The organism is Klenkia terrae, assembly GCF_900491935.1.
Classification (GTDB): domain Bacteria; phylum Actinomycetota; class Actinomycetes; order Mycobacteriales; family Geodermatophilaceae; genus Klenkia; species Klenkia terrae.
In genome coordinates this window covers 1,940,014-1,959,104 of the sequence record NZ_UEXK01000004.1, presented here as the reverse complement: position 1 = coordinate 1,959,104, position 19,091 = coordinate 1,940,014, and the positions used below count along the sequence as shown (strand labels likewise).

Below are 19,091 nucleotides of genomic sequence, written 5' to 3'. Positions count from 1 at the left end.
GGATCAGTCGAGGATCGCCCGGGTGACCGCGACCTGCTCGGTCAGCACCCCGCCGATGACCGCCTGGGTCTCGTTGATCGTCTCGATCACGCCGCCGATCGAGGCCAGCGAGCTGACGACGGCGTCCACCTGCTCTTGGATGGCGGTGATCTTGGCGGTGACGTCGGTGGTGGCCACCGCGGTCTCCCGGGCCAGCTCCTTGACCTCGTTGGCCACGACCGCGAAGCCGCGGCCGGCCTCGCCGGCGCGGGCGGCCTCGATGGTGGCGTTCAGGGCGAGCAGGTTGGTCTGCGCCGCGATGGCGCCGATGGTGTGCGCGACCTGGCCCACCTGCTGGCTGGACTCACCGAGCGCGGCGACCACCCGGTTGGCCTCCTCGGCCAGGGTGCGGCCCTCGCTGGCCACGTTCGTCGCCGAGAGCACGTTGCGCTCGACCTCCTCGATGGAGACGACCAGCTCCTTGCCCGCGGTGGCCAGCCGCTCGGTGGCGGCGATCCGGTCCAGGGCCTGGCCCAGCAGGTAGGCGGTGTTGCGCAGGGCCGCCTCGCGCCCGGGCGACAGCACCATGGTCCAGGTGGCGAAGAAGTCCATCGTGCCGATGATCGCGCCGCCGGCGACCACCGGGAGGCAGACCCCGGAGCGCACGCCGGCCTGCTGCGCCACCGGTGCCCGCACGCAGTCGGTCATCTGGCCCAGGTCGGGGACGAAGAACAGGTCGCGGTTGCGCCAGGTGCGGCCGGACAGGCCCACGCCGGGGGCGAAGGTGGCCGACAGGGTGACCGCGCGGAACTCCGGGCCGGCGTCGCCGGACTCGCGGTCGAAGCGCAGCACGCCCGCCGAGGCGTCGACCCGCCAGAACGAGCCGTAGATCCAGCCGAAGCCCTCCCGGATGGTGTCCAGGGCGATCCGCAGCGCCGTCCCGGCGTCGGTGGCGGTGGTCAGCTCCTGCAGCACGGTCGTCACGGCGGCGACGTCCTGCGCGGTCTTCGCCTCGGCCTCGGCGGCGGCGAAGCGGGCGATGGCCTGGGAGACCAGCGTCCCGACCAGGCGCAGCGTGCGCAGCCGGCCGGGGGACGGCGTGAGCTCCTTCATGCAGAAGAAGTCCATGGTGCCGGTGACCTGCCCGTCGGCGAAGAGCGGGAAGCAGATGCCCGACCGGATGCCGACCCGCTGGGCGACCGGTGCGCGCACGCAGTCCACGACCTCGCCGAGGTCGCTGGTGACCACCAGGTCACGGCCGGACCAGGCGCGGCCGGACAGCCCCACCCCGCGGGCGAAGGTCGCCGTGGCGGTGACCCGGGCGAACTCGTCGCTGACCGAGCCGGACTCCGAGGAGAACCGCAGCACGCCCGCCGCCGGGTCGACGGCCCAGTGGGAGCCGTAGGCGTACCCGAACGCCTCGCGCACCGCCGTCAGGGCGGCGACCACCGCACCCCCGGGTGTCGGTGGCCGCGGCGAGGGCCGTGATCACCGCGCTGACCGCCTCGATGTCGAGCTCGGCCTCGCTCGGGCCCACCGCCTGGGTGCGGGCGGCGGTGCGGGATGCGAACACGGGGCACTCTCCTCGGTCGAGCGGCGCGCGGTTCCTTCCACGCGTCGTGGGCTTCTCGGCGACCGCCGGGGGTCCGTCCACCCGAAAGCCCAGGTGGAACCAGAAAGGCCGCAAGGGCGGGTGGTCGGCGGGCGCTGCAACGGGGCTGCAACGTGCGCCGGGCCGGCACGTGGGAAAGTGGGCCGGTGAGCCAGCCCACACAGGTCCCGCCCCGCCCGGCCCNGCGCGCGCAGGCTGGGCTAGACGAGAGCGGGGGCGCGTCCGTGCCAGCCCTGGCGGTGCCCCCGTGGGCGAGACGGCGGTGAGAGGGCGGGCCGGGGGAGGCCGCCGCCGCAGCGGCACCGTGGGGGAGGCGGCAGGGGGCCCGCAGCGCCGCCGCCAGCCCCGAGGCGCTGGCGGAGGCGCTGCGGGCCACGGGCTACCTGCCCGACGAGGGCCTGACGACGGCGGCCTACCTCGCGCTGGCCATGCACCGCCCGCTGTTCCTCGAGGGCGAGGCCGGGGTCGGCAAGACCGCGCTGGCGCACGCGCTGGCCGAGGTCACCGGCCGGCCGATGTACCGGCTGCAGTGCTACGAGGGGCTGGAGGCCAGCCAGGCGCTCTACGACTGGGACTTCGGCCGGCAGCTGCTGCACCTGCGTGCCGCCGAGGCCGCCGGGTCCGGCGGCGACACCGCGGAGCTGGAGGCCGGGCTCTACGACCGCCGGTTCCTGCTCGCCCGACCGCTGCTGCAGGCCCTGGAGGACGCCCCGAGCGTGCTGCTGGTCGACGAGATCGACCGCGCCGACGACGAGTTCGAGGCCTTCCTGCTCGAGCTGCTCAGCGACTTCACCATCTCCATCCCCGAGCTCGGCACCGTCCGGGCCGCCGTCCCGCCGCTGGTGGTGCTCACCTCCAACCGCACCCGCGAGGTGCACGACGCCCTCAAGCGGCGCTGCCTCTACCACTGGCTGGAGCACCCCGACTTCGAGCGCGAGGTCGCCATCCTGCGCAGCCGGCTGCCGCAGGTGACCGAGGAGCTGGCCCGCCAGGTGGCCCGGGCGACGGCTAAGCTGCGCAGCCTGGACCTGCTCAAGCCCCCGGGCATCGCCGAGGCGATGGACTGGGCGACCGCGCTGCACACCCTCGGCGCCCGCGAGCTCGACCCCGACACCGCCGCCCGCACCCTGGGTGCGGTGCTGAAGTACCGCGAGGACACCGACCGGGTGCACGCCCTCACCCGGGGAGCCCTGTTCGGGTGACCGAACTGGCCTTCGGGCTGGCCGACCGGCCCCAGCGGGACGTCGTCGAGGTGGTGCTCGGGTTCGCCCGCACGCTGCGGCACGCCGGGGTGGCCGCCTCGCCCGACCGGGTCGAGGCGATGCTGGCCGCGGTCGGCCACCTCGACGTGCTCGACCCGACCGACGTCTACTGGTCCGGTCGGCTCACGCTGTGCGGCAGCCCGGACGACCTGGACCGCTACGACGCGGCCTTCGCCGCCTATTTCGCCGGCGAGGCGCCCCGGAAGAGCCGGACGTCGGCCCGGCAGGAGCAGCGGCTGGCCGAGTCGGCGCCGCTGAGCGCCTCGGCGGGCTCGGGCGAGGAGAACGAGGAGGCCCCCGACCTGCAGGCGGCGGCCAGCGAGGCCGAGGTGCTCCGGACCCGGGACGTCTCCGAGCTCACCGTCGCCGAGCGGGACCAGCTGCGCCGGCTGTTCGCCCTGCTGGTGCCGGCCGCGCCGATGCGGCCCTCGCGGCGCCGCCGGCCCGACCGGCACGGCTCGGTGGACATGGCCCGCACCATCCGGCACGCGCTGCACGACGGCGGCGAGATCACCGCGCTGCGCCGCCGACGGCCACGACCGCGCCCCCGCCGGGTGGTCCTGCTGGTCGACGTCTCGGGGTCGATGAGCCCCTACGCCGACGCGCTGCTGCGCGTCGCGCACGCCGCCGCGCGGGCCCGGCCGGCCTCGACCGAGGTGTTCACCATCGGCACCCGGTTGACCCGGGTCACCCGCGAGATGCGGCTGCGCGACCCGGACAAGGCGCTGGCCGCCAGCGGGCACGCCATCCCCGACTGGTCCGGGGGCACCCGGATCGGCGAGGTGCTCAAGGCCTTCCTGGACCGGTGGGGCCAGCGCGGCACGGCCCGCGGCGCCGTCGTCGTGGTGTGCAGCGACGGCTGGGAGCGCGGGGGCACCGAGCTGCTGGGCGAGCAGATGGCCCGGCTGCACCGGCTGGCGCACAGCGTGGTCTGGGTCAACCCGCACAAGGGCCGGGCCGGGTACGAGCCGTTGACCGGCGGGATGCAGGCGGCCTTGCCCGCTGTTGACCACTTCGTCGCGGGCCACAGCCTGGCGGCCTTCGAGGAACTGGCAGGAGTGATCGAGAATGCGTGATGTCTTGGACGACCTCGTGGGCTGGTGGCAGGCGGGGGAGACCGTCGGCATGGGCACGGTGGTCGCGACGTGGCGGTCGGCCCCGCGCCCGGCGGGTGCCTCGATGCTGGTCGGCCCGGACGGCACCGCGGTGGGCAGCGTCTCCGGTGGCTGCGTCGAGGGCGCGGTCTACGAGGAGGCCAAGGACGTCGTCGCCTCGGGGGCGCCGACCCTGGAGCGCTACGGCGTCAGCGACGACGACGCCTTCGCCGTGGGCCTGACCTGCGGCGGGATCCTCGACGTCTACGTCGAGTCGATCTCCCGCGAGTCCTTCCCCGAGCTCGGCGACGTGGCCGAGAGCGTCGGCCGGCACGAGCCGGTCGCCGTGGTCACCGTGGTCAAGGGCGCCGACGACCGGCTGGGCAACCGGCTCGTGGTCTGGAACGACCGCACCTCGGGCACGCTGGGCTCGCAGCGGCTGGACGACGCCGTCGCCGCCGACACCCGCGGCATGCTCGCCGCCGGCCGCACCGCCACCCTGAACTTCGGGCACGACGGCGAGCGCCGCGGCGACGACCTGACGCTCTTCGTCTCCTCCTTCGCCCCGCCGGCCCGGATGGTCGTCTTCGGCGCCATCGACTTCGCCGCCGCCGTCGCCCGGGTCGGGGCGTTCCTGGGCTACCGGGTCACCGTCTGCGACGCCCGGCCGGTGTTCGCCACCGCCCGGCGCTTCCCCGACGCGCACGAGGTCGTCGTGGAGTGGCCGCACAGCTACCTGCAGACCGAGGTCGACGCCGGGCGCATCGACGAGCGCACGGTGCTCTGCGTGCTCACCCACGACCCGAAGTTCGACGTCCCGTTGCTGGAGGTCGCCCTGGACCTGGACGTCGCCTACGTGGGCGCGATGGGCTCCCGGCGCACCCACGACGAGCGGCTGGACCGGCTGCGCGAGGCCGGGCTGACCGACGTCCAGCTGGCCAAGCTGTCCTCGCCGATCGGGCTGGACCTGGGCGCCCGGACGCCGGAGGAGACGGCGATCTCGATCGCCGCGGAGATCATCGCCGGCCGCTGGGGCGGTTCCGGCGAGCGGCTGACCGGCGCCGACGGCCCGATCCACGCCAGCGCGGAGCGCTGACGCCGCCCCCGCCCGGCCACCGCGGCCCGGGCGGGGCCCGTCAGGTCGTGGGCGGGGTGTCCTGCGGGTGCAGCCGGACGGCGACCAGCGCGATGTCGTCGTCGTTGCGGCCGTCCACCAGCCGGCCGACCAGCCCGTCGCAGAGCTCGTCGAGGGTCGCGCCGGCGAGGTCGGCGACCGCGTCCTGCAGCCGGACCAGGTCGTCGTCCAGGTTGCTCGCGCGGCGCTCGACCAGCCCGTCGGTGAACAGCAGGATGGTCGACCCGCGGCCCAGGACGACGGAGCGCTCGGTCCGCGTGGTGCTCGGGTCGACGCCGAGCAGCAGGTTGCTGCGGCGGTCGGAGAGCACGGCGATCCGGCCGTCCTCGTGGACCACGACCGGGGGCAGATGGCCGGCGTTGGACCACACCATCCGGGTCAGCCCGTCCCGGCGCTCCTCGGGGGTCTGCTCGAACCGGGCGACCGAGGCGGTGGCCAGGGTGGACACCTGCAGCACGTCCATCGCGCGGTCCAGCCCGCGGAGCACCTCGGCCGGGCCGGCGTCGCTGTAGGCGGCGATGCCGCGCAGCAGGCCGCGCAGCTGGCCCATGGCCGCAGCCGCCTCGATGTCGTGGCCGACGACGTCGCCGATGACCAGCATCGTCATGCCGCTGGGCTGCAGGAACGCGTCGTACCAGTCGCCGCCGACCTTGGCCGACTGCGTGGCCGGCACGTAGCGCACGACGATCTGGGTGTGCTCGGGCGCCGGGGGGTCGGTCAGCAGGCTGCGCTGCAGGCCCTCGGCGACCTGGGACTGCCGGGCCAGCAGGTCGGCGTTGTCCAGCGCCAGGCCGACCCGGTCGGCGATCTCGCGGGCGGTCGACTCGTCGTCGGGGTCGTGCGGCCGGCCGGGGGCCCGGTAGAGGGTGAGGGCGCCGCGCACCCGGTCCCGGCCCAGCACGGGCAGCACCAGGCAGGTCCCGGCCTCCAGCTGGTCGTGCAGGTCGCGGGCCTCGCCCTCGGCGAGCGCGTCCCGGACCTCCGCCGCCGAGGCGCGGACCACGTCGCCGCTGGTCAGCGCGCGGGCCAGCGGGGACACCATCGACTGCGCGGCGATCCGGGTGCGGGCGTAGCGCTGCAGCAGGGACCGCTGCGGCGGGTCGGTGTGCCAGGAGCCGACGTCGCGGGGGCGGCCGTCGTCGGACAGCAGGGTCACGATGCAGCCGTCGGCGAGCACCGGGACCAGCAGGCGGGGCAGCTCGGCGACGGTGCCCGGGACGTCGGGGGCGTCCAGCAGCGAGCGGGCGACGGCGGCCAGCATCGCGAGCCGGGCGGCGGCCGCCTCGGCCCGCCGGGTGGTGAGCGTCCGCTCGGTGGTGTCGGTGAAGAACAGCGACAGCCCGTCCGGGGAGGGCCAGCACAGCACCTCGTACCAGGCGTCCAGCGGGGCCGGGTAGTACGCCTCGACCAGCTGCGGCTGACCGCTGTCGACCGCGGTCTGGTAGGCCCGCTCGAAGGGGCCGCCCGTGGTCCCGGGGAACACGTCGAAGACGCTGCGGCCCAGCAGCTCGTCGCGGTGCAGCCCGACGAGCCGCTCGGCCGCGTTGTTGACGACGATGAACCGCCATGCGTGGTCCATCGAGAGGTAGCCGGTGGGCATGGCCTCCAGCACCCGGGAGGTGCGGGTCTCGCCGTCGTGCACGGCCGTGGTGTCGTAGGCGACGCCGATCAGCCGCGCCGCGGTCCCGGTCGCGTCGGCCAGCGCCTGCCCGCGGGCCTGCACCCAGCGGGTGCCGCCGTCGGGGAGCACGATCCGGTACTCGGCCTCGTAGATGCCCAGGGTGTCGATGGCCCGGGCGATGGCCTGGCCGACCCGCTCGGCGTCCTCGGGCAGCACCGCCCGGTTGAACGCCGCGATGTTCCCGTCGAAGGTCTCCTCGGTCAGCCCGAAGATGTCGATCAGGCGCTGGTCCCAGGTCAGCTCGTCGGTCGCGAGGTGCCAGTCGAAGCTGCCCACCTGGCCCGCGTCCATGGCCAGCGACCAGCGCGCGCGGTCGGCCTCGTGCCCGCGCCGCACGGTCTCGGCGCGCTGCTGGGCCGCGCGCAGCTGCAGCTCGGAGCTGCAGGCCTCGGCCAGGCCCCGCAGCACGTCGAGGTCGCGCTCGGTCCAGTCGTGCGGCTGGTCGTCGATGGCGCACAACGAGCCGACGACGGTGCCGTCCTCGGCCACCAGCGGCATGCCGGCGTAGGCGACGACCCCCAGGTCGGGGATCGCCAGGTTGTGCCTGACCAGGGGGTGCTCGCGGGCGTCGCTGATCACCAGGGGCTCGGCCGAGGTCACCACGTGCTGGCAGAAGGAGTGGCTCAGCGGGGTGCTGCGGGCGGTCTGCCACGGCTCGGGCAGGCCCTCGGCGCCGGGGAAGACCTGCTCGTCGACCGACACCAGGCTGACCAGCGCGACCGGCACACCCAGCGTCGCGCGGACCAGCCGGGCGAACCGGTCGAACGCCGGGTCGGGTGCCGCCGGCAGCGGGGTGGTCGCGGGCAGGGCGTTCGGCGGCAGGGCGTCGCCCATCGCTGCCTCCGTCCCCGTCGTCGTCCCGACGGCGGACGCGAGTCAGGGCCCGGGGAGCCTACGCGCCGGTGCCAGGATCAGGGGTGTGGCCGACGTGGAGATCGTGGGGCTGATGGCGTCCGGGCAGCACCGGTACGACAGGCGGCCGGGGACCGAGGTGCCCCCGCAGGACGACGACCGGCGCGACGCGCTCGTCGTCCGGGCCGGGTTCGGGGCCGTGGGCGACCGGTACGCCGGCAAGCCCGCCCACCGCGACGCATCGGTCACCGTGCTCGCGGTGGAATCGCTGGATGCGCTGGCCGCCGAGCTCGGGGTCCCGCCGTTCGACCCGCTGCTGGCCCGGCGCAACGTCGTCCTCCGCGGGGCCGACGTCGACGCCCTGCGCGGGCGCACCTTCACCCTGGGCGGGGTGACCCTGCTCGGCGGCCGGGCGGCGAACCCGTGCCGCTGGATGGACGTCGTCCTCGCCCCCGGCGCGCACCGCGGCCTGCGGGGCCGCGGCGGCGTCCGCTGCCGGCCGCTCACCGACGGCGTGCTGCGGCTGGGGCCGGCGGAGCTGGTGGTGGACCCCGCCGTGTGACCGCCACCACCGCCGAGGCAGTATCCGGGCATGGACGTCATCGGGCTGCGCCGGGAGCGCGAGGTGCTCACCGTCGCGCTGCAGACCGACCGGCACGTGGTGCTCGAGGGCCCGCCCGGTACCGGCAAGTCGACCCTGCTGCGCTCGATCGCCGCCGACGTCGGCACCGAGGTGGTCTTCGTCGAGGGCAACGCCGAGCTGACCCCGGCCCGGCTGGTCGGCCAGTACGACCCGGCCGCGGTGATGACCGACGGCTACGTGCCGACCAGCTTCACCGACGGCCCGCTGCTGACGGCCATGCGCGGGTCCGGGCTGCTGTACCTCGAGGAGCTCAACCGGATCCCCGAGGAGACGCTCAACGTCCTCATCACCGTGCTCACCGAGGGCGAGATCGCCGTCCCGCGGCTCGGGCGGGTGCGGGCCGCAGCCGGCTTCCGGCTGATCGCGGCGATGAACCCCTTCGACGCCATCGGCACCGCCCGGGTCGGCCAGGCCATCGCCGACCGCATGTGCCGCGTGGTGCTCGGCTACCAGGACGCCGACGCCGAGCGAGCGATCGTCAGCCAGGTGACCGGGGCCGACCCCCGGCTCGTCGTCCTGGCCGTCGCCCTCGTCCGCGCCACCCGCGAGCACCGCGACCTGCGCACCGGGTCCTCCGTCCGCGGCGCCAACGACCTCGTGCTGCTGCTCGACGGCCTGCTGCGCATGCGCGGCGAGGAGCTCGTCGACGGCCGGGAGACGGTGCGCGACGCCGTGCACGCCGCGCTGTCGGGCCGGATCAAGGTCGTGGACGGCGTCGACCGCACCCCGGAGTCGGTGCTCGACCAGATCCTGGACGACCTCTGGCCCGCCGACGCGCCACCGCCCGAGGAACCCGACGACGACGAGGACCGCGACCCGGGAAAAGCTGAGGGCCCGCAGGCGCAGCAGCCTGCGGGCCCGGACTCGCCCAGCTCCTCCTCGCGCGACCGGAAGAACGCCCAGCGGTCCCGGTCGACCCCGCGGCAGGAGCTGCAGCGCCAGCACGAGCAGTTCGACCAGGTCAGCCCCGAGGTGGGCGAGCTCGACGAGGGCGCCTTCTCCGCCCTGCTCGCCGAGCGCCCGGACGACGCCGCTGCCCTGCTCGCCGACCTCGGCCGGGCCACCGCCCGCGAGCTGCGGGCTGCCGCCCACCGGCTCGCCCGCCGGGTCTTCGTGCAGGTCGCCCGGGTCGGGACGACGCGCTCCCGCGGCACCCGCCGGCTGGTGCCCAACCGGCGGGCCGACGGCGACCTCGACCTGGACCGCACGCTGGACCGCTGGACGGGGGAGTGGCCGCCGGCGACCGAGGACCTGGTCACCCGGACCTGGACCGGGCACCGCCGCGCCGTCTGCCTGGTTGTCGACGCCTCGGGCTCGATGCAGGGCCTGGGCGTGGCCATCGCCGCGGTGGCCGCCGCCGGGGTGGTGCTGGCCGGCGACGAGAAGCTGACCACCAGCGTGCTCAGCTTCGCCGGCGACGTGACCGAGCTGCAGCCGCTGGGCCGGCGGGTGGCCGCGGAGGAGCTGGTCGGCCGGCTGGTCTCGCTGCGCGGGCACGGGATGACCGACCTGGCCGGCGCGCTGCGGGCGGCCCGGCGGCAGCTGGCACCGGCGGTGGTGGACGAGCGGGTCGTCGTCCTGCTGTCGGACTGCCTGCACACCGCCGGTGACCCCCCGGAGTCCGCGCTGGCCGGCATCGACACCCTGCACGTGCTGTGCCCGCTGCCCACCGAGGAGGCCGAGGCGGCGTCCCGGGCGCTGGCCGCCCGTGGTGCGGGCCGGGCCGAGATGGTCCGCTCGGTGACCGACACCGGCCCGGCCCTCACCCGCCTGCTGGGCTGACGGGCCAGCCGGCGCCGGTCACCCGGGGGGTCAGGCGCGGGCGCCGGCGGTCCGGCCAGCCAGCACCTCGGAGGGGCGCTGCTGCTCCCCGGCGTAGCTGCTCACCGCGACCAGCGCACCGGTCAGGGCGGGGACGACCCACTGCAGCTTGTCCAGCTGCAGCTGGGCGGCGGCCGCGTCGGCCTTGGTCTTCTTGCTGGGCTTGGTGCCCGAGCGGCCGGGTGCACCGGCGGCGGACACGCGCTGGCCGAGCAGCCGGCTGTAGCCGGTGACGCCGAGGGCGGCGACGGTCAGCAGCGTCTTGGCCGTGGACATCGTGCCGACGCCCGGCTGACCGGCGACCCGGCCGGCGTTCGCGCGCAGCTGGCCCACGCTGCCCAGCAGGTGGGCGCCGATCGCGACGGCGTTGACCGGCGTCCACCGGTCCCAGCCGGTGTTGGCCACGTCGCCGGTGGCCTGGTCGCCGTCGGCCTCCGAGGCGGCGGCGTTGAGCGCGACGGCGTTGGCGAGCGTGCCGCCGAACCAGGCGGCGAGGCCGACGTCGTGCAGCGAGCGGGAGAGGGTGTTGCGGGCCATGGGGTGCTCCAGGGGTGTCGAGGTCCGGGGGATGCCTGCCCGACCCGGCTACCCGGGCCGGCCGGGGCGGCATGCCCGGATCCGGGCGGCCGCGGGGACGGCCCGCGCGGGACCCCGCGACGGGGGGTGAGAATCGGCCACCGTGCCCTCCATCCTGCTGGTCGACGACGAGACGGCGATCACCGACAACCTGGCCCCGTTCCTGGTCAGGGCCGGGTTCGAGGTCGTGGTGGCCGGTGACGGGGACGCCGCGCTGGCCCGGATCGCCGACTCCGCGCCGAGCCTGGTCGTGCTCGACGTCCTCATGCCCGGGCGGGACGGCCGCTCGGTCCTGCGCGAGGTGCGGCAGGGCGGCGGCACCGTCCCGATCATCCTGCTGACCCAGATCGGTGAGTCCGGCGAGCGGGCCATGGCCCTGGAGGAGGGCGCCGACGACTACCTCAACAAGCCCTTCGACCCGCACGAGCTGGTCGCCCGCATCCGTGCGGTGCTCCGCCGCGGCACCCCGCCGGCCGGCCGGTCGCTGACCGCGGCCCAGCGGCTGCGCAGCGGGTCCCTGGTGCTGGACCGCACCTCCCAGCGGGTCTTCCGGGACGACGCCGAGGTGGTGCTGACCCCCCGCGCGACCACGCTGCTGGCCTTCCTGATGTCCCACCCCGGCGAGACGGTGTCCCGCGAGCGCCTGCTCGAGGAGGTGTGGGGGTGGTCCTTCCACACCAGCACCCGCACGGTGGACACCCGGGTCGCCGAGCTGCGCCGGGTGGTCGAGGTCGACTCGGCCGACCCGCAGCTGGTGGTCACCGTGCCGGGCGAGGGCTACCGCTTCGTCGGCACCGTCGAGGCCGGCTGATGGCCCGGACCGTGGGCTGGGTGGTCGCGGTGCTCCCGCTGGTCGCCGGGGCGGTGCTGGCCTGGCTGGGGCAGACCGGCCGGCTGCCGGGCGAGCGGTACGACGTGGGCGCGCTGCCGGGGGACTGGGCGCTGGCGGCCGGCGGTGCGGTCACGGCGGTCGCCGTCCTCGTGCTGCTGGTGGCCACGGTGCGGGACCGCCGCTGGGGACGGCGGCTGCGGGACCGCACGGCCGAGGCTGCGCAGGACCGCCGGCTGCTGCTGTCCCGGCTGGACCACGAGCTGAAGAACCCGCTCACCGCGATGCGGGCGGCCACCGCCAACGTGGCCGCCGGGTCGGACCCGGCACAGGCCGCCGCGGTGCGCACCATCGAGGAGCAGGTGCTGCGGCTGAGCCGGCTGACCACCGACCTGCGCAAGATCGCCGACATCGAGAGCGCCCGGCTGGACCGCCGCCCGGTGGACCTCGCCGACCTCATCGAGGAGATGGTCGACGTGGCCCGGGACCTGCCCGGTGCCGCCGAGCGCGAGCTCGCGCTGGACCTGCCCCGGGCGCCCTGGCCGCTGCCGCCGGTGCCCGGGGACGCCGACCTGCTCTCCCTCGCCGTGGCGAACCTGCTGGACAATGCGCTCAAGTACACGCCGCCCGGCGGCCGGGTCGAGGTCCGCGCCCGGGAGGCGGCCGGGTCGGTGGTGGTCGAGGTCGCGGACACCGGGCAGGGCATCGCGCCCGACGAGCTGCCGCAGGTGTGGGAGGAGATGTACCGCTCGCCCTCGGCCCGCGCCGTCCCCGGCAGCGGCCTGGGCCTGCCTCTGGTCCGCGCCGTCGTCGAGCGGCACGGCGGCCACGTCACCGCCGACAGCCGGGTCGGCGAGGGGACAGTGGTCCGCCTCAGCCTCCCCGTCTGAGGGTCAGGCGGCGACGTACGCCGACTGCTCGATCTGGCCGGCGCTGCAGACCGGGCCGTAGGACCAGGTGACCGACAGGGAGTCGGTCTCGTCCGGCGGGATCACCGTCAGGCGGCCGGGGGTGGGCTCGCAGTCGCCGGTGGTCGGCTCGGAGCCGGTGGCGACGACGGTCCAGTGCAGCGTGGAGGCCACGGCCTGGCCCGGCTGCAGGGTGACGGTGCGCGGGGCGGGGTCGACCCGGACCTGCTGGGTGGGTGCCGCGCTGCCGTCCTGCGCGACCAGGCCGATGCCGCCGTAGCCGTAGACGGTGCACACCTCGCCGCCGGTGTTGGTCAGCGTGAGGGTGGCGTACCGGTTGCCGGCCGCGGCGTCGCCCTGGGCCAGCGACCCGGTGAGCTCGCTGGTGTGGCAGCGGTCGGGGCCCCCGGCCGTCGTCGGGTCCGCGCCGCTGGGCTCGGGCGCGGCGGTTACGGCCGGCGCCGACCCGGTGGACGACGGGGCCGCCGCGGTCGTCGCCGCGGGCGTGGTGGGGCTGCTGGCCGCCGTCGTGGTGGGCGAGGAGCTCGCCTCGCCGTCCTCGGTGCCGCCGGAGAAGGAGCACGCGCTCAGCGCCAGGCCGCCGGCGAGCAGCACGGGCAGGGCCAGTCGGGTCGTCCGGTTCGTCATGACCAACATGTTGCCCCCGCCAACCACCGCTCTCACCTGCGGGTACGTCACCGTCCGGTGGGACCGGTCACCGATCGGTGACACCCGACCCCGGACGTGCGAGGACCCCGGATGCCAGCACGCATCCGGGGTCCTCGGGTAGAGGGTGCGTCAGCGGCGGACGGACCGCTTGCCGGTGACGCTCTCGGCCACGCCGATCAGCAGGACGGCGGCCACGATGGCCACGATCGCGCCGATGACGTTCAGCTCGGTGAACTTGCCGGTGCCCAGCAGCGTGGCGACGACGCCACCGATGAGCGAGCCCACGATGCCCAGGCCGAGCGTGGCCAGGATCGAGAGGTTCTGCTTGCCGGGCTTGATCAGGCGGGCGACGGCGCCCACGACCAGCCCGAAGACGAGGAAGCCGATCATGCCCATGGTGGTGCTCCTGACGTGAGGTGGTCGCCGACGGACGTCTGCGACGGGTAGGACGCCTCTACCCATGGCCCGGATCGGCTAACCCACCCAGGTCACCCGCACGGGTCACCCCGTCCGCCGCGGGTCAAGGACGGACCCGCTCGTGCCGAATCCGTCCTCGAGGCGCCGCCCGGGTGCCGCACGGAGGAACCATGACCCCGCACGAGGCAGCAGGTACGAAGCCGAAGGGCTCGCCCTGGCGCATCCTGGTCACGGTGCTGGGCACGCTCGCCGTGATCGGCGTCGAGTTCGTGCTGCTGTACGGCGTGTACTCGCGGGCGACCCCGGTCGCCGCGCAGCGGGCGGTCGTCGCCGAGGCCGTCGGCCAGCTCTCGGTCGCGATGCCCGTGGACGCCGCCGCACTGGCTGCCTCGCTCGACCAGGCCTCGGCCCGACTGGCCGACCTCGGCGCCCCCGCCGACCAGGTGGCCGTGGTCGCAGCTGCCGGTGCTGCCGTGCAGGGTCCGCCCGGAGTGCTCAACGAGGCCCGGCTCGCGGTCACCGACCTCGACGCCGAGCTCGCCGACCACGCCGCCTCGCTCGACGTCCAGGCCATCGTCGCCTACGTCAGCATGCTGGTCATCGCCTCGGTCGGGTGGATGGTCTGGTTCCGCCGGCTGGTGGGCCGGCATCGCCGCCTGCAGGCTGAGGTCACCGAGCAGGCCGCCCTGGTCGCCAGCGAGGGCCGGCTGGCCAGCCTGGTCCGGCGCAGCGCCGACGTCATCGTCGTGCTGGGCACCGACGGCCGGGTCGGCTACGCCACGGACTCCGCGGCCGGCCTGTTCGACGTGCCGGTGGCCGAGCTGCTGGGCACACCGATCCACGACCGGGTGCTCCGCGCCGACGCCGAGCCGCTCGTCGCCCTGCTCGACGCCCGCCCCGAGGCCGACGCCGAGGTCGGGTTCCGCCTGGTCCGCGCCGACGGCCGCACCGTGCACGTCGAGGGCGTGTTCACCAACCTCCTGGACGACCCCGGTGTCGGCGGGCTGGTGCTGACCCTGCGCGACGTCACCACCCGCGTGGAGCTGGAGACCCAGCTGACCCACCAGGCCCTGCACGACCCGCTCACCGGGCTGTCCAACCGCCGGCTGTTCGGCGACCGCCTGGACCACGCCCTGCGCCGCCGCGGCACGCGCGAGCTCACCGTGGTGCTCTGCGACCTCGACGACTTCAAGGACGTCAACGACCGCCTCGGCCACGCCGCGGGCGACCAGCTGCTGGTCGAGGTGGCCGCCCGGCTGCGCACGGTGGCCCGCGAGGGCGACACCGTGGCCCGGCTCGGCGGCGACGAGTTCGCCCTCCTGCTGGAGGACACCGGGATCGAGGGCGCCCGCGAGGTCGCCGACCGCATCCACGACTGGCTGTCCCGCCCGGTCACCCTGGAGGGCGAGACCCTGCTGATCAGCGCCAGCGTCGGGCTGGCCGACGTCCTCGCCGAGGGCGTCACCGGCGAGGAGCTGCTGCAGCACGCCGACGTCGCGATGTACCTGGCCAAGGACGGCGGCAAGCACAGCACCGCGGTCTACGAGGCCTCGCTGCACTCCGCCGCCCTGGAGCGGCTGCAGCTGCGCGCGGACCTGCAGCGTGCCCTGGACGTCGGCGAGCTGGTCCTGCACTTCCAGCCCACCATCACCCTCGGGCCGGGCGAGGACACCGCCCCGACCGTGCACGGCTTCGAGGCGCTGGTCCGCTGGCAGCACCCCGAGCGCGGGCTGCTGGCCCCGTACCACTTCATCCCGCTGGCCGAGGACTCCGGGCTGATCGTCCCGCTGGGGACCTGGGTGCTGCAGGAGGCCTGCCGCGCCGCGGTCGCCCTGCAGCAGCCGGGCCGCCCGCACGTGGCCATGTCGGTCAACGTCGCGGTCGCCCAGCTCGCCGCCCCCGGCTTCGTGGAGCTGGTCCAGGCCGCGCTGGCCGACAGCGGCCTGGCCCCCCAGCAGCTGGTCCTGGAGATCACCGAGACCGCGGTCCTGGCCGGCGCCGACGTGGTCGCCCCGCTGCTGGCCCAGCTGCGCGCCATGGGCATCCGGATCGCCATCGACGACTTCGGCACCGGCTACAGCTCGCTGTCCTACCTGCGCGACCTCCCGGTCGACATCCTCAAGGTGGACAAGTCCTTCGTCGACCACGTCGTCGGCGACGAGCAGGGGGCCTCGCTGGCCGAGGCGATCATCGCCATGGGCCAGTCGCTGCACCTGACCACGGTCGCCGAGGGCGTGGAGGACCGGGACCAGGCCGACTGGCTCACCTCCGCCGGTGCGACCTACGGCCAGGGCTACCTGTGGTCCCGCCCGGTGCCGCTGGTGCAGGCCGCCGCCCTGCTGTCCGCGCGCGCCGAGGCGGTCCGCACCTCCTGACCCGGGGGACCGGACCGCACCGGCGCCGCGCGGCCGCCCACCCGCGGCCCCGGGGTGGGGCATGATCGGTGCAGCTCACCGTGCCCGGGGGCGGGACGGGGGAGCAGGTGCCGGACCAGACGCAGACGCTGTTCACCCACGGCACCGACGCCGCGATCCGCGACCTGGTGCTGGCCACCGACTGGTCGACCACGCCGCTGGGCCCGGTCGGCAGCTGGTCGGAGTCCCTCCGGGCCGCCGTGGGCATCTGCCTGAACAACCCCTTCCCCATGCTCGTCATGTGGGGGCCCGAGCTGGTCATGGTCTACAACGCCGGCTACGCCCCGATCCTGGGCGACAAGCACCCGGCAGCGATGGGCCGGCCGTGCGCCGACGTCTGGGCCGAGCTGTGGCCGCTCCTCCGGGACCGCCTGGTCGGCGTGCTGGACGGCACCGCCACCTACGACGTGGACCTGCCGCTGCTCATGCACCGGCACGGCTTCGACGAGGCGACCTGGTTCACCTTCTCCTACTCCCCGATCACCGCCCCCGGCGGCGAGGTGGTGGGCGTGCTCAACACGACCACCGACACCACGGCGCGGGTGCTCGGCGCGCGGCGGCTGACCGCGCTGCAGGGCTTCGCCGGGATCGCCTCGGGCCGGCACGGCGACAGCGACCTGGCCGCGCAGGCGGCCATGTCCGTGCTCGCCCGCGCCGCCGAGGACGTGCCGTTCGGGCTGGTCTACCTGCTGGACCCCGACGGGCGGTCGGCGCACCTGGCCGCCACCACCCGGGGACCGGTGCCCGGGCCCGTCGCCCTGGTCGAGCGGTTGCCCTCGGGGTCGGTCGCCGACTGGGCCTGGACGGCGCTGACCAGCGGCAGGCGGACCGTGGAGACCGGCATGGCCGGCCGGCTCACCGGCCTGGCCCCGCCCGGTCCGCTGGACGACGAGGACGTCGACGTGGCCGTCGCGCTGCCGCTGGTGGTGGCCGGGCAGTCCGCGCCGGTCGGCGTGCTGGTCGCCGGGGTCGCCCCCCACCTGCGCCTGGACGACGACTACCTGGCCTTCCTGGAGCTCGTGGCCGGGCAGGTCGCCGCCGTGGTCACCGACGCGCAGGCCTACCAGGCCGAGCGGCGCCGCGCGGCCGAGCGGGCCGAGGCCGAGCGCGAGGTCGCCCGGGCCGCCACCGAGGTGTCGGTGACCCTGCAGCGGTCCATCCTCGGCCGGGTCGAGCTGCCCGAGGGCTTCGCCGTGCGCTACGAGCCGGCGGCCAGCGCGCTGGAGGTCGGCGGCGACTGGTACGACGTGGTCGAGCTGGCCGACGACGTCTTCGGCGTGGTGGTCGGCGACGTCGTCGGGCGCGGCCTGCCGGCCGCCGCGGTGATGGGCCAGCTCCGCAGCGCCGGCCGCGCCCTGCTGCTGGAGGCCAACGGCCCGGCCCAGGTGCTCGCCGCGCTGGACCGGTTCGCCGCCCTGGTCCCCGGGGCGGCGTGCAGCACGGTGTTCTGCGCCGTCGTCGACCGGGCTGCCGGGGTGCTGCGGTACAGCAGCGCCGGGCACCTGCCCGCCGTCCTGGCCGACGCCGACGGCGGCGCGGTGATGCTCGACGGCGCGCAGTCCCTCCCGCTGGCGGTGCTGCCCGGCCGGCTGCGGCCCGAGGCGCAGGTGCCGCTGACCCCGGGCGACAGCCTGCTGCTCTACACCGACGGGCTGGTGGAGCGGCGGGCCGAGGCGCTGGACGAGGGCATCGCCCGGGCGGTGCAGGCCGTGGTGGCCGGTCGCGAGCTCTCCCCGGGCGTGCTCGCCGCGGTCCTGGTCGACCAGCTGATCGGCGACGACCAGGACGACGACGTCGCGCTCCTGCTGTACCGGCACCCGGCGGAGGTGGCGTCGTCGGCGCGGTGATCGTCGTCGGCGCGGGCCCGGTCGGGCTGACCGCAGCGCTGCTGCTGGGCCGCCGCGGCCACGAGGTACGGGTGCTGGAGCGCCGTCCGGAGCCCCCGGGGGTGCCCCGCGCCGTGCACCTGGACGGCGAGGCGGTGCGGGTGCTCGCCGACGCCGGGGTGGCCACGGGCTTCGCCGCGGTGAGCGCGCCCGGCGCCGGCCTGCGCCTGCTGGACGCCGACCACCGGGTGCTGGCCGAGTTCCCCCGCGGGCCGGGCGCGGCGTCGATGTTCCACCAGCCCGACCTGGAGGAGCTGCTCCGGACCGCGGTCGGGCGGACGCCGGGCGTGGTGCTCGAGACCGGCGTCGAGGTGACCGCCGTCCACCGCACCCGGCGGGGCGCGCGGGTGGTGACGGACCGGTCCGAGCTCACCGCCGACGTCGTCCTGGGGTGCGACGGTGCGCGCAGCACCGTCGCCGGGGCGGTCGGCGGCGGGCAGCGCCGGCTGGCCCGGCCCGACCGGTGGTACGTCGTGGACCTGCTGGCCGACGAGCCGTTGCCGGTCTGGCCCGGCGTCCACCAGGTCTGCGACCCCGACCGGGCCGCCACCTTCATGCCGGTGACCGGGCTGCGCTACCGGGCCGAGTTCCGGCTGACCGACCGGCCGCTGGACCTCACCGCCGAGCTGGCCCGGTTCGGCGCGCAGGACTGCGAGGTCGTGCGGGCCACCGAGTACACCTACGGCGCCCGGGTGGCCCGGCGCTGGCGGTCGGGCCGGGTGCTGCTGTGCGGGGACGCCGCCCCCCTCCCCCCGCCGTTCATCGGCCAGGGCCTGGGGCTGGGCCTGCGCGACGCCCACCAGCTGGCCTGGAAGGTCGACGCCGTCCTGGCCGGGGCGCCGGAGTCGCTGTTGGACACCCACCGGACCGAGCGGGCCGCGCACGCCGTCGCGCTGATCCGGCTGGCCGCGCTCACCGGCTGGCTGATGACCGCCGGCGGTCCCCGCGCCGCCCGGCTGCGCCGGCCGGTGGCCCGCGCACTGCCGCGCACGCTGCTGGCCGCCGGGACCCCGGCGCTGCGCCGCGGACCCTGGGTGGACCGCCCGCGGATCGGGCCCTCCCGCGGGGTGGGGCGGTTGCTGCCGACCGCGGTGCTGCGCGGCGGGCGCCGGCTGGACGACGTCCTCGGGCCGGGCTGGGCGCTGCTGGTGTGCACCACCGAGGTGCCCGACCTGCCCGCGCTGCCCGGTGGGGCCCGGCCCCGGGTGCTGCACCGGGGGGCGTTGCCCGACCTCGGACCCGCGCTGCGCGACCGGTGGGTGCTGGTCCGCCCGGACCGCGTCGTCGCCGCCGTGGGACCCCGCGCCTGACCC

At 75.9% G+C, this 19,091-nt stretch carries 15 protein-coding genes; 10 read left to right on the top strand and 5 right to left on the bottom strand.

Going from position 1 to position 19,091, the window contains the following annotated elements; all coding sequences use genetic code 11:
* Positions 1–3: 3 nt before the first annotated feature.
* The gene (locus tag LFA75_RS10060) at positions 4–1,428 is read right to left on the bottom strand and encodes a GAF domain-containing protein (RefSeq protein WP_263639371.1); all 1,425 of its coding nucleotides are present in this window, start codon (positions 1,426–1,428) and stop codon (positions 4–6) included.
* A 591-nt stretch (positions 1,429–2,019) separates the two neighbouring features.
* Here LFA75_RS10060 and LFA75_RS10055 point away from each other — a divergent pair.
* Genes LFA75_RS10055 through LFA75_RS10045 form a run of 3 tightly spaced genes read left to right on the top strand, consistent with a single transcriptional unit; the run spans position 2,020 to position 5,043 of the window.
* On the top strand, positions 2,020–2,793 hold the full coding sequence (locus LFA75_RS10055) for an AAA family ATPase (protein WP_225233504.1): 774 nt from the start codon (positions 2,020–2,022) through the stop codon (positions 2,791–2,793).
* Positions 2,790–3,929 (top strand): vWA domain-containing protein, encoded by a 1,140-nt coding sequence (locus tag LFA75_RS10050; protein ID WP_225233503.1) that lies wholly within the window; start codon positions 2,790–2,792, stop codon positions 3,927–3,929. Before LFA75_RS10055 ends, LFA75_RS10050 begins: the two co-directional genes overlap by 4 nt.
* Positions 3,922–5,043, top strand: coding sequence for an XdhC family protein (locus LFA75_RS10045; RefSeq protein WP_225233502.1), 1,122 nt, complete (start codon positions 3,922–3,924; stop codon positions 5,041–5,043). Before LFA75_RS10050 ends, LFA75_RS10045 begins: the two co-directional genes overlap by 8 nt.
* Positions 5,044–5,083: 40 nt before the next feature.
* Here the strand turns inward: LFA75_RS10045 and LFA75_RS10040 are convergent, their stop codons facing one another.
* Entirely contained in the window at positions 5,084–7,597 is a 2,514-nt protein-coding gene (locus LFA75_RS10040) for a SpoIIE family protein phosphatase (RefSeq protein WP_225233501.1), read from the bottom strand.
* Positions 7,598–7,682: 85 nt separating this feature from the next.
* Here LFA75_RS10040 and LFA75_RS10035 point away from each other — a divergent pair, with 85 nt between their 5' ends.
* Together LFA75_RS10035 and LFA75_RS23835 are read left to right on the top strand one after the other, a co-directional pair.
* Positions 7,683–8,177: an MOSC domain-containing protein gene (locus LFA75_RS10035; protein ID WP_225233500.1), complete on the top strand. Its 495-nt coding sequence runs from the start codon at positions 7,683–7,685 to the stop codon at positions 8,175–8,177.
* A 30-nt stretch (positions 8,178–8,207) separates the two neighbouring features.
* On the top strand, positions 8,208–10,040 hold the full coding sequence (locus LFA75_RS23835) for an AAA family ATPase (RefSeq protein WP_263639370.1): 1,833 nt from the start codon (positions 8,208–8,210) through the stop codon (positions 10,038–10,040).
* A 30-nt stretch (positions 10,041–10,070) separates the two neighbouring features.
* On the opposite strand, the gene LFA75_RS10020 is transcribed toward LFA75_RS23835, so the two are convergent.
* Entirely contained in the window at positions 10,071–10,616 is a 546-nt protein-coding gene (locus LFA75_RS10020) for a hypothetical protein (RefSeq protein WP_225233499.1), read from the bottom strand.
* Positions 10,617–10,758: 142 nt separating this feature from the next.
* Here LFA75_RS10020 and LFA75_RS10015 point away from each other — a divergent pair, with 142 nt between their 5' ends.
* Positions 10,759–11,466 (top strand): response regulator transcription factor, encoded by a 708-nt coding sequence (locus LFA75_RS10015; RefSeq protein ID WP_225233498.1) that lies wholly within the window; start codon positions 10,759–10,761, stop codon positions 11,464–11,466.
* Positions 11,466–12,374, top strand: a complete 909-nt coding sequence (locus tag LFA75_RS10010; protein ID WP_225233497.1) for a sensor histidine kinase — start codon at positions 11,466–11,468, stop codon at positions 12,372–12,374. Before LFA75_RS10015 ends, LFA75_RS10010 begins: the two co-directional genes overlap by 1 nt.
* Before the next feature lie 3 nt (positions 12,375–12,377).
* Here LFA75_RS10010 and LFA75_RS10005 read toward each other — a convergent pair whose 3' ends face one another.
* The gene (locus LFA75_RS10005; protein WP_225233496.1) at positions 12,378–13,040 is read right to left on the bottom strand and encodes a DUF4232 domain-containing protein; all 663 of its coding nucleotides are present in this window, start codon (positions 13,038–13,040) and stop codon (positions 12,378–12,380) included.
* A gap of 150 nt (positions 13,041–13,190) precedes the next feature.
* A complete protein-coding gene (locus LFA75_RS10000; RefSeq protein ID WP_225233495.1) occupies positions 13,191–13,451 on the bottom strand; it encodes a GlsB/YeaQ/YmgE family stress response membrane protein in 261 nt (86 codons plus the stop codon).
* 197 nt (positions 13,452–13,648) lie between these two features.
* Here LFA75_RS10000 and LFA75_RS09995 point away from each other — a divergent pair, with 197 nt between their 5' ends.
* The 3 genes from LFA75_RS09995 to LFA75_RS09985 all read left to right on the top strand — a co-directional run bounded on the left by LFA75_RS09995 (position 13,649) and on the right by LFA75_RS09985 (position 19,088).
* Entirely contained in the window at positions 13,649–15,853 is a 2,205-nt protein-coding gene (locus LFA75_RS09995) for a putative bifunctional diguanylate cyclase/phosphodiesterase (RefSeq protein WP_225233494.1), read from the top strand.
* A 68-nt stretch (positions 15,854–15,921) separates the two neighbouring features.
* Positions 15,922–17,739, top strand: a complete 1,818-nt coding sequence (locus tag LFA75_RS09990) for a SpoIIE family protein phosphatase (RefSeq protein ID WP_225233493.1) — start codon at positions 15,922–15,924, stop codon at positions 17,737–17,739.
* A complete protein-coding gene (locus tag LFA75_RS09985; protein ID WP_225233492.1) occupies positions 17,736–19,088 on the top strand; it encodes a bifunctional 3-(3-hydroxy-phenyl)propionate/3-hydroxycinnamic acid hydroxylase in 1,353 nt (450 codons plus the stop codon). Before LFA75_RS09990 ends, LFA75_RS09985 begins: the two co-directional genes overlap by 4 nt.
* Positions 19,089–19,091: the final 3 nt, after the last annotated feature.

Bases quoted from the DNA above. Each gene is read 5' to 3' on its own strand.
- LFA75_RS10055 (WP_225233504.1), top strand. From the start codon at position 2,020: ATGCACCGCCCGCTGTTCCTCGAGGGCGAGGCCGGGGTCGGCAAGACC.
- LFA75_RS10045 (WP_225233502.1), top strand. From the start codon at position 3,922: ATGCGTGATGTCTTGGACGACCTCGTGGGCTGGTGGCAGGCGGGGGAG.
- LFA75_RS10040 (WP_225233501.1), bottom strand. From the start codon at position 7,597: ATGGGCGACGCCCTGCCGCCGAACGCCCTGCCCGCGACCACCCCGCTG.
- LFA75_RS23835 (WP_263639370.1), top strand. From the start codon at position 8,208: ATGGACGTCATCGGGCTGCGCCGGGAGCGCGAGGTGCTCACCGTCGCG.
- LFA75_RS10020 (WP_225233499.1), bottom strand. From the start codon at position 10,616: ATGGCCCGCAACACCCTCTCCCGCTCGCTGCACGACGTCGGCCTCGCC.
- LFA75_RS10010 (WP_225233497.1), top strand. From the start codon at position 11,466: ATGGCCCGGACCGTGGGCTGGGTGGTCGCGGTGCTCCCGCTGGTCGCC.
- LFA75_RS10005 (WP_225233496.1), bottom strand. From the start codon at position 13,040: ATGACGAACCGGACGACCCGACTGGCCCTGCCCGTGCTGCTCGCCGGC.
- LFA75_RS10000 (WP_225233495.1), bottom strand. From the start codon at position 13,451: ATGATCGGCTTCCTCGTCTTCGGGCTGGTCGTGGGCGCCGTCGCCCGC.
- LFA75_RS09995 (WP_225233494.1), top strand. From the start codon at position 13,649: ATGACCCCGCACGAGGCAGCAGGTACGAAGCCGAAGGGCTCGCCCTGG.